General features: G+C 66.7%; 5 protein-coding genes. 3 read left to right on the forward strand and 2 right to left on the reverse strand.

All coding sequences use genetic code 11. From position 1 onward, the window contains the following. Position 1 precedes the first annotated feature (1 nt). Positions 2 to 3028: a caspase family protein gene (locus EJC49_RS11400; RefSeq protein ID WP_245453370.1), complete on the forward strand. Its 3027-nt coding sequence runs from the start codon at positions 2 to 4 to the stop codon at positions 3026 to 3028. After that, a complete protein-coding gene (amrB, locus tag EJC49_RS11405; RefSeq protein ID WP_245453371.1) occupies positions 3025 to 4749 on the forward strand; it encodes an AmmeMemoRadiSam system protein B in 1725 nt (574 codons plus the stop codon). The genes EJC49_RS11400 and amrB overlap by 4 nt, the downstream gene beginning before the upstream one ends. Here the strand turns inward: amrB and EJC49_RS11410 are convergent. Continuing rightward, positions 4725 to 6539, reverse strand: a complete 1815-nt coding sequence (locus EJC49_RS11410; protein WP_126700054.1) for an MORN repeat-containing protein — start codon at positions 6537 to 6539, stop codon at positions 4725 to 4727. The two genes, amrB and EJC49_RS11410, sit on opposite strands and share 25 nt — an antisense overlap. 134 nt (positions 6540 to 6673) lie before the next feature. Then, the gene (locus tag EJC49_RS11415; RefSeq protein WP_170314685.1) at positions 6674 to 7756 is read right to left on the reverse strand and encodes a trypsin-like serine peptidase; all 1083 of its coding nucleotides are present in this window, start codon (positions 7754 to 7756) and stop codon (positions 6674 to 6676) included. Positions 7757 to 8035: 279 nt separating this feature from the next. Here EJC49_RS11415 and EJC49_RS11420 point away from each other — a divergent pair, with 279 nt between their 5' ends. Then, positions 8036 to 9073: a S1 family serine peptidase gene (locus EJC49_RS11420; protein WP_245453372.1), complete on the forward strand. Its 1038-nt coding sequence runs from the start codon at positions 8036 to 8038 to the stop codon at positions 9071 to 9073. Positions 9074 to 9230: the final 157 nt, after the last annotated feature.

The raw sequence follows: 9230 nt of genomic DNA on the forward strand, positions 1-9230 counted from the left end.
CGTGTCGCCCGTTTCCGTTTTTTTGCGGTTCGGGCTGCGCGCGGCGACGGTCGTCTTTCTCGCCTTCGTCTTCGCCGCGACCGGCGTTGTGCCGCTGCGTGCGCAGGACGCGGTGGACTTCCACCTCGATCTCGACACCGGCGGCCACCGCGCCTTCGTCAAGGACATCGCTTTCACGCCGGACGGGCAGTTTCTGGTTTCCGCGTCGGACGACAAGACCATTCGCGTGTGGGACTGGCAGTCCGGCGTGTCGCTGCGCACGATCCGCGGCCAGATCGGTCCGGGGCAGGAAGGCAAGATCTTCGCCGTTGACGTCTCGCCGGACGGGACGACCATCGCGGCCGGCGGATGGTTCGGCCCGTCGGCCGGCGACAGCCCGCCCTATGGCGACGTGCGGCTCTTCGACGTCCGCAGCGGACGTCTCGTGGCGGTGCTGAAGGGCAATCCCTGGGTCGTCTACGACGTCGCCTTCTCCCCCGACGGCCAGCGCATCGCCGCCGCCGGACAGGAGGGTTTCGTCTACCTCTGGCAGATGGACGCGGCCGGTGCCTGGCAGCCCGAGACGCGGCTCGACGGCGATTCCTTGCGGATCGAGAAAATCGCATTCGCGGCCGGCGGAACGCGGCTCGTCGCCATCACCGCCGACTACGGCCTCCGCCTGTGGGACCTGGCAGGCATGAACCCGATGGAGATGCCGGAGTCCGGCATGCTGGAGGACGTGCCGCTGCGCGGGCTCGCCGTTTCGCCAGACGGTTCGCTGTTTGCAACGGGAGCGGATGATGGGCAGGTTCAGATCTGGCGCGCGGATGACGGAAGCCTTGCCGAGACGCTGCCCCCGCGCGGGTTTTCGGTCGGCTCGCTGACCTTCGCCGAAGCCGGCGGCCTGCTCGTCATCTCTTGCGGCTATCGGTGTGCGGGGCGCTTCGATCAGGTGCTCTGGCGCCTCGGCGAAGGAGAAGAAGCGGCCTATGCCGGCCATGACGACACCGTTTGGGCCAGTGCGGCCTCGCCTGACGGGACGCTCGTCGCCACCGCCGGCGGATCGCGCAAGGAAATCCGCGTCTGGAACCCAGCAACCGGCGACACGGTCGCCGAGCTGAAGGGGATTGGCGGTCCGGTGATGGCCGTCGGCGTCCTGCCGGACGGCTCGAGCATCGCGTGGGGGGAGGAGGATCCCTGTCCAGCCCTGCCGGCATGTCCCGAGCGTCAGGGCTCGCTGTCGAACGTCATGCCGCTTCCGGGTGAGGGACGCTTCTTCGAGCGCCCGCGCGCGACGACGGATGTGGATGGCTTCCAGCGTGCCGTCCATGCCCGGGAAGGCTTTTCCCTGGCCGCGACGGCAAGCGAGGGAAGCGTCGTCCCGAACGATGTGCTCGAGATTCGCGACGGCGGCAGGATGATCGGACGCATCGCCGCCGACGCCTCCAGCGGCTTCCTGCATTCGGCTTTCACGCTTCTGTCGGATGGCCGCAGCCTTGTCACCGGCGGCAGCGACGGAACGCTGACCCTCCACGACCGCGAGACCGGCGGCTTTGCCACCACGCTCGACGACAGCCATTCGGGAGAAATCCACGCCATGGCCGAGGCGCCGGGCGCAGGCCTGCTCGTCACCGGCAGCGACGACCAGACGTTGAAGCTCTGGAACCTGAAGACCCGCAAGCTCGTCGCCACCATGTTCTTCGCCGCTGGCGATTTCATCATCTGGGTGCCGCAGGGCTATTACTATTCCTCTCCGGACGGCGACGCGCTGGTCGGCTGGCACGTCAACCAGGGCCGCGACAGCGAGGCGCGCTTCGTCCGCGCCCGCCAGCTGAAACAGTATCTGTTCAGCCCCGAGATCGTCCGCCGCGCCCTGATCCTCGCCGATGCAGAGACCGCGGTGCGCGAACTGCGCGGCGTCGACACCGAGCTCGACCGGCTGCTCGGCCGCAAGCCGCCCGAGTTCCAGGTCCGCGTCGTCGAGGCCGAAACCCCGCGCGAAGGCTTCGTCTCGGTGGAGATCACCGGCGCGGGCGAAGCCGGCGCCAGCGTCTCGGAGTTCACCGTACTGTCCAACGACCGTCGCATCGACGGCTTCGAAACGCGGGCCGTCACCGGCGGCGAGGCCGACCGCATCATCATCGAGGTTCCCGTCCAGGCGGGCGAGAATGAGCTCTCCATCGCCGGGCTGAACGAGTTCGGCTATCTCACCGAACGATCCGTCAAGGCCATCGGCCGCCTGCGCGAGACCGAACGCGCCGCCGGCACGCTCTTCGTCGTCGCGATCGGCGTCGAGGACTATCCCTTCCTGCCGCAGGCCTGCGGCGGCCGCTCCTGCAACCTGTCCTATCCGGTGGACGATGCCGCCGAGTTCGTCCGTCTCGTCGACCAGCGCACGCGCCCGCTGTTCAGGAAGATGAAGACGCTGGTCTTTGCCAATGCCGACGCGCTTGCCGAGACGAAGGCGGCGCGCGAGACGTCCTTGTTCGTTGACGCGATGGAGCCGGAATCGGATGTGATTCTCGACGAGATCGAGGATTTCCTTGGCCAGGCCGGTCCCGACGACACCACCATCATCTTCGTGGCAGGACACGGCATCAACATCGACGAGGACTATTATTTCATCCCGACCGATGGTCGTCAGCGCGCGCCCGATCGCTGGCAACGCTCCTCGCTGGTCGGCTGGGACACGATCCAGCGCGCCGTCGAACGCGCCAAGGGCCGTCGCCTGATGCTGGTCGACACCTGCCACGCCGCCAATTCCTTCAATCCGCGTCTGGAGAAGGACGCCGAGGACGCACGCATCATCGTGTTTTCCGCCACCGCGGCCAACAACACCGCGGCCGAACTGCCGGAACTGGGCCACGGCGTCTTCACCTATTCGCTGCTCCAGGGAATGAAGGGCGGCGCCGATCCGACCGGCGAGGGCGTGCGTCTTCTGGCGCTCGCCGACTTCATCGACCGCGAGGTGCGCCGGCTCACGGCGTCGCGCCAGGCGCCCGAGTACTACATCTCCAGGGTCGACAATTTCGTGGTGGCGAAGCCGTGACCACCGGGCACCGCCTGATGCGCCGCCTGGCCGCGGTTCTGGCGGCGCTCGTCCTTCCCGCGGTGGCTCTGGCGCAGGATTGCGCGGGCGAAGGTCCCGCTTTCCCCTCGATCTACGCGGAAGACGGCTTGTTTCGCGACGCTCTCCGGGCCGCCGAGCCGATCGAACCCCTGGCCGTGCCGCTCACCGGCGTCACGGTTCCGCACCACCTGCTGGCGCCACATCTGATCGCGGAAGGACTGAAGGCTGCGACCGGCACGCGATACGAACGCATCCTGCTGGTCTTTCCCGATCATTTTCGCGGCACGCGCAAGCCCTTCGCGACCACGTTGCGCGATGTCGAGACGGTCTTCGGAACCGTTCCGACCGACCGCGCGTCGGCATCCGCGCTGGTCGAGGCGGCCCCCGGTCTCGTCGACGGCGCCTCCTGCCTCTTTGGCCGCGACCATGGCCTGCAGGCGCTGCTGCCCTTCGTCCATGCCCTGTTTCCCGACGTGCCTGTGCTGCCGGTGGCGGCCTCCGTGCGTGGCAAGCGGGCCGACTGGGACGCGATGGCGAAACTGCTGGCGCCCTTCGCGGGCGAGGGAACGCTGGTCGTCCAGTCGACCGATTTCTCCCATTTCCTGCCGCATCACGAAGCGCGCAGCCGCGACCAGCAGACGCTGAACGTTCTGGCCGCCCGCGACCTCGACCAGATCGCCGGCCTGCATCAGTCGAGCCATGCCGATTCGATTGCGGCGCTCGTGGTGCAGGAAAGTCTGCAACGTGCGCGCGGCGCCGTGCCGCTCGTCGTCGCCAACGAAAACGGCCAGGAATATGATTTCCGCCCGGTCGCGGAGACGACAAGCTACATGGTGGTGCTCTACGGTCGCTTTCCGGACGCCATGCCAGCGCCGGACTGGCCGCGCTCGCAACTGGTCTATCTCGCCGGTGACACCAGTTTCGGCCGCGCCATGCAGGATCTGTTCCTGCGCGAAGCGGCGGCCGAAGCCATCGCCGATGCCGTCCTGTCGCGCACGGCCGGCCGGCCTCTGCTCGTCAACCTCGAAGGCGTGATCCTGCCCAACGTTCCGGGTTCGCTCGATCCCATGACGCTCGCCATGCCGCAGGACCTCGCCATTCCCTGGCTGCAGCGCCTGAACGTGGTGGCGGCGAGCCTCGCCAACAATCACGCGCTCGACCTCGGAGAGGCGGGCCTTGACGAGACGAGGCAGGCGCTCGACGCGGCCGGCATCGCGCATGCCGGGCAGGGGGGCGTGCTGCAACTGGCCGGCCTCGACATCGTGGCGCTGACGGACATCGGCCAGAACGGAACGCGCGATGCCGACCTGGTCACGCCGGAACTGCTCGTAGGCCTGGCCGATCGCCCGGCCGATCGCCCCCTCGTCGGCTTCGTCCACTGGGGCGACGAATACGCGACGTCGCCCGGCCGGCGCGAACTAGACCTAGCCCAGGATATGTCGCGCCGTTCCTTCGCCGCGCTCGTCGGCGGGCATTCCCATATCGCCAGCACGACGATGCAGGCGCTTGCCGGTGGCGACACGCTGCTTGCCCACTCGCTCGGCAACTTCATCTTCGACCAGTCGTCCGACCGCGCATCCGGGGCGCTGCTCGAAATTCGAACCTTTGCCCAGGGCACCTTCTTTGCCCGTCTCGTCCCACTCCCCAACCTGTTCGAAGCGGGCAAGGCCGCCGCTCAGCAACCGCCGCCGCTCAGATAGCAGGCGGGGAGACGCATCGTCGGCGCATAGAAGTTCTCCCGCGGCCGGAAATAGAACAGCGTTACCGGCTTGCTCCGGCGCACACTGCCGTCTTCGAAACGGGCTGCGGTCTGGAACCGGTGCACGGAGCTCTTTTCGGCGAACATTTTCAGGCGCGCGGTGTAATCGCGCACGTTCCTGTTGCCGCGCACCGGCAGGTCGATCGCATAATTCGACTGATCGAGCGGCAACTCGACCTCGATATAGCGCAACGCTTCCGGTGAAAGGCCAAAGGCGTCGCCGCATTCCGCCATGCTGCGATCGATCTCGATCTGCGCGAGATTGATGTCGACCGAGAACGGCTCCGTCACGTCGTACCGCGTGCCGCCGACGTCGGCCCAGCGATAGGACAGTTCGCCCACCGCACGGGTCGCGATCATGTCCTCACCGAAAACCAGCCCAGCGATCTCGCCGAAATCGACGTTGTTGAACACCTGTCCGCGGCAGATTCCCAACTGGTCGTCGGACGGGCACGGAAAGCGCTTCGTCTCCAGCGCCGTCACGTCCACGCCGGCCTCGATCAGGGCGTTCCTCACCGACACGTCGATCCCCAGATCGAACCCTCCGACCGGAACCTCGAACGGCCTCGTTTCGGGTTGCGGCGGCGGATCGGCCTCGTAGCTGCGCTCGCCGGTAAAACGGATGGTCGCGCGCGCGTCCTCGACCTCGCCCCAGCCATGGTTGACGAAGGAGAAGCTCGGCCGGAAGCCGACGCAGCCGAAATGCTGTTGCAGGGACAGCATCGGCTTTAGGTAGGTTTCGCTGCCCGCCACTTCGATCTGTACGCCGTCCAGCCGCACGCGCGAATTGTCCGTGGTCGCGAGTCGGCTCTCCAGGAACACCGGCGACGTGTCTTCTGCCGCCGCCATGAACACGAGCGCATCCTCGCTGATGTCGCCATTGCCGTTCCACGCCGCGTTGACCTGGACGCTGAGCGGGTAGATCGCGATGTCCTCCGCGCGCATCAGATGCTGGTAGCGGGTTTCGCTGAGCTGGTTCATCCGCTGGTCGACCGTCACCGTGAACTCCGTGCGCGCGGCGGCGTCCTGGCTGGTCTGGATCCGCATGAGCCCGCCGCCATCGGCGTCGGCGAGCAGGCTCGGGCGTTTGCTCGTCTCGACGCCCATCGCCCAAGTCGACACATAGCGCGTTCCGCCGGGCAGGATGGTCGTTCCCGTGCCGTGGCGCAGTCCGCCGGCGAAATCACCGTCGAAGATTTCGCCATTGACCGCCAGGTGGCGGCCCTTGCCATCGGGCTTGCCGTGCCGGAACTGGCCTTCGTAGCGGTTGCCGGCCGCGTCGACATGGATGCCCGGCCCGTCGAGCACCCCATCGCGCCAGAAGCCTTCGTAGCTTTCGCCGGAACGCCTCTCCCATCGACCTTCGCCGTTGGGGCGCCCGTCCCTCATTCGGCCTGTATAGACGGAATGGACGGCGCCCGGATCGTAGCTCGCCGAGCCACGCACCCGCCAAGTCAACGTGCCGTGCCCGCCGAGCTTGCCGTCGGCGCCCACTTCGAGCGGGCTGCCCTGGTCCGGCTCCCAAAGGAAATCGAGTCCCTTCGCGGGCTCGGCGTCCCAGACACGCACCGCCAGGCGAAAAACGGACCGCTTCGAGGCATCGTGGAAGATCTGCACGCGCTCGTTCCACGCCCCGGCTTCCCCGGTGTCCGCCCAGAGCTTGGCGACCGGGGTGACGGACAGCGCGGCAACGACCAAGGCCCCGAAGAGTGCCGCGCCACCGTTCCGCATCCCCGTCCCCTTCGCGCTGCCTGCATCGCTCGCCTCAGTGAACCAAAGCTGCGGTCGCCGTGCAACCTGAAACCAGAACGAAAGCGGCGGCCGGATCGCTCCGGCCGCCGCGTTGCTTGCAATCGCCTGGGTGGTCAGTTCGCCTTGGCGATGTTGTTCACCCACTGGAAGTAGGGCTTGTTGAGACGCAGCGCGATGTTCTCGGTCGGCGTTTCGGCGATGTTCACGCCGACGATGAAGCGATCCTTGGTCTGTCCGTTGAGTTCGTAGACGGAACTGCCGCTCGAGCCGGGATAGGTGTCGCACAGATAGGAGAAGTTGTTCTCCGTCGCCGTGGCGGGGTCGACCGGGCAGGCCGTGCCCCACATGGTGCTGACCGGCTTGTCGCCGGGATAGCCGATGATGTTGGCAGTGAAGGGATAGGCCGGATCGTAGGTGGCATAACCCATCCAGCCGACCGTCTCGCCCGCCGGCTTGTCGAGGATCAGCACCGCCAGATCCCAGGGCACGACCGAACCGTAGAAGCCCTGGTAATTGGTGATGTAGCCCTCGAGAATGTAGGCGTCGACGAAACCGAAGCCGCCATAGGGCGCGTCGTTCTGGCCGTTCAGCCCCGGATAGAACTCGTAATCCGCGAGCCAGCCGCCGTCGTCATGGCTGTAGAGACAATGCGCGGCGGTGAGGACGGCGCTCTTGCCGATCATCGTGCCCGAGCAGATGCTCCATTCGCCCTTGCTGTTCTTCGACCAGATCTGCCCGATCGTGTTGAACGGGTACTTCCTGGTGTCGGTGATCTGGACCCGGTCGTCCTCGCCGAAGACCTGACGCGAGGCCTCGTCGAGCTCCTCCTCGGGAGCCAGGCCGGGCTTGTCGATGATCGTCGACGTTCCCTGGATGAAGGACCTGATCTGTTCGATCAGCTCCGGATCCGGCGCTATCTCCCGCACGGTGCCGTCCTTGGAGCGCGCGCGTGTCGCGAAGCCCTTCGTGAGTTCCTCTTCGGTGGGCATCGCCAGATTCCGGCTGGCTTCGTCGGCCTCGACCTTCGGCGTGCGGTCGATCACCTTTCGACTGGACAGGTCCGGTGCCTCGATCGACGCGCGCGGCGCTTCGCCAGTGCCGGTGTTGCCCGCCGCGCTTTGCGCGAAGGCTACCACAGGAAAGGCACTGGCCGAGAAGAAGGCGGCCGTCAACAAGGTTGCATGCAGTCTGTTCATGAAAAAATTCTCCCAAGCCCATTGAGCGAGCGCACAGAACAGGCAAATCATGACCAATTCGTGATGCGCGGAACACGCATACCAAGTTGCGGTTGGTCGCCGAAGAGTTGTCGAGTCGCCCGTGCCGCAGAGGAACGGGCGCCCCCTGACGCCGTAAATCTTCCACTATTGGTCTCGACAAATCGCTTCCGTTCCGTCACCGGCCGGGGTTTGATGGCGGAATGGCGGGCGCCGTTGGTCGGAGCCCGCGCACGACAACAGTCTCAGGAGGTTTTTTCGATGCTCATGAACAGGACGATCGCGGCCGCGGTCGCGGCGGTGTTTGCCGTCGGCGTGGCGCCGCTCGCGGCCGGCGTCGGGCCATTGACCGCGGCCAGCGCGCAGGAGGTGCAGCCGGCGAAGCCCGAGGCGTCACCGATGAGCCGCGTGCCGGCGTCTCGCAAGGCCGCGAGGGAAAGTGGCGAGAACCAGCGCGTGATCGGCGGCACGGCTGCCGAGGACGGTGCCTGGCCGTTTCAGGTGGCGCTGCTGACGGCCGACTATCTGAGCGAGGATCCGCTCACGCAGCTTGACGCCCAGTTCTGCGGCGGCAGCCTGATTTCGCCCGAATGGGTGCTGACGGCCGCCCATTGCATCTACGATTATGGTCGGGCGATCGATCCCGCCAGCGTCGTCATTCTGGTGGGCGCAACGGCGCTGGTCGACGGCGAACGCATTCCCGCCGCCGAGGTCATCGTGCACGAGGGCTACGATCCGCGCGGGTTCGACAAGGATGTCGGCCTGATTCGCCTTTCGCGGCCGGCCACCCAGCCGGCAATCGGCATGACCGCCGAGGATGTCGAGGCTGGCGCAGCCGTGGTCACGGGCTGGGGCAAGATGGCCGATGGCGGTTTTCCCGACACGCTGATGCAGGCCGATCTCGAACTCTTCCCGAACGATGCCTGCAATGCCGGCATCAAGGAGATCTATGCCCGCGACCTGAAGCTCGTTCTCAGCGACTATGGCCGCCGCATGCGGATCTCCGACAATGGCATCGACGAGGCGACGAAGCTGATCGCCCAGACCATGGGCGACCCGCTGACGCCGAACATGATCTGCGCGGGTATTCCCGACGGTGCCCGCGACGCCTGCAACGGCGATTCGGGCGGCCCGCTCTTCACCATGCGCGATGGCGGACCGGTTCAGGTCGGCATCGTCAGCTGGGGCGAGGGCCCGATGGACTCCAACATCGCCTGCGGCCACGCGAACGCCTATGGCGTCTACACCCGTGTCTCCAGCGTCCGCGACTGGATCGCCGAAAAGTCGGGCGTGAAGTAGCGTTCGCTCATCGAGCGGCGTCTCGCCGAGACGCAGACGACGAAGGCCCGGATCGTGCGATCCGGGCCTTCGTGTTCGGGATGGCGTGTTCCGGCGTGCCGCCCTCAGGCGACTTTCCTGGCGAGCGCGCAGTGGGACCAGAGTTCCGAGAGGGCGC

This window comes from Aquibium carbonis (assembly GCF_003970795.1).
GTDB lineage: Bacteria > Pseudomonadota > Alphaproteobacteria > Rhizobiales > Rhizobiaceae > Aquibium > Aquibium carbonis.

Coding starts and splice junctions, on each gene's coding strand:
- EJC49_RS11410 (WP_126700054.1), bottom strand. CDS start 6,539: ATGCGGAACGGTGGCGCGGCACTCTTCGGGGCCTTGGTCGTTGCCGCG.
- EJC49_RS11415 (WP_170314685.1), bottom strand. CDS start 7,756: ATGAACAGACTGCATGCAACCTTGTTGACGGCCGCCTTCTTCTCGGCC.
- EJC49_RS11420 (WP_245453372.1), top strand. CDS start 8,036: ATGCTCATGAACAGGACGATCGCGGCCGCGGTCGCGGCGGTGTTTGCC.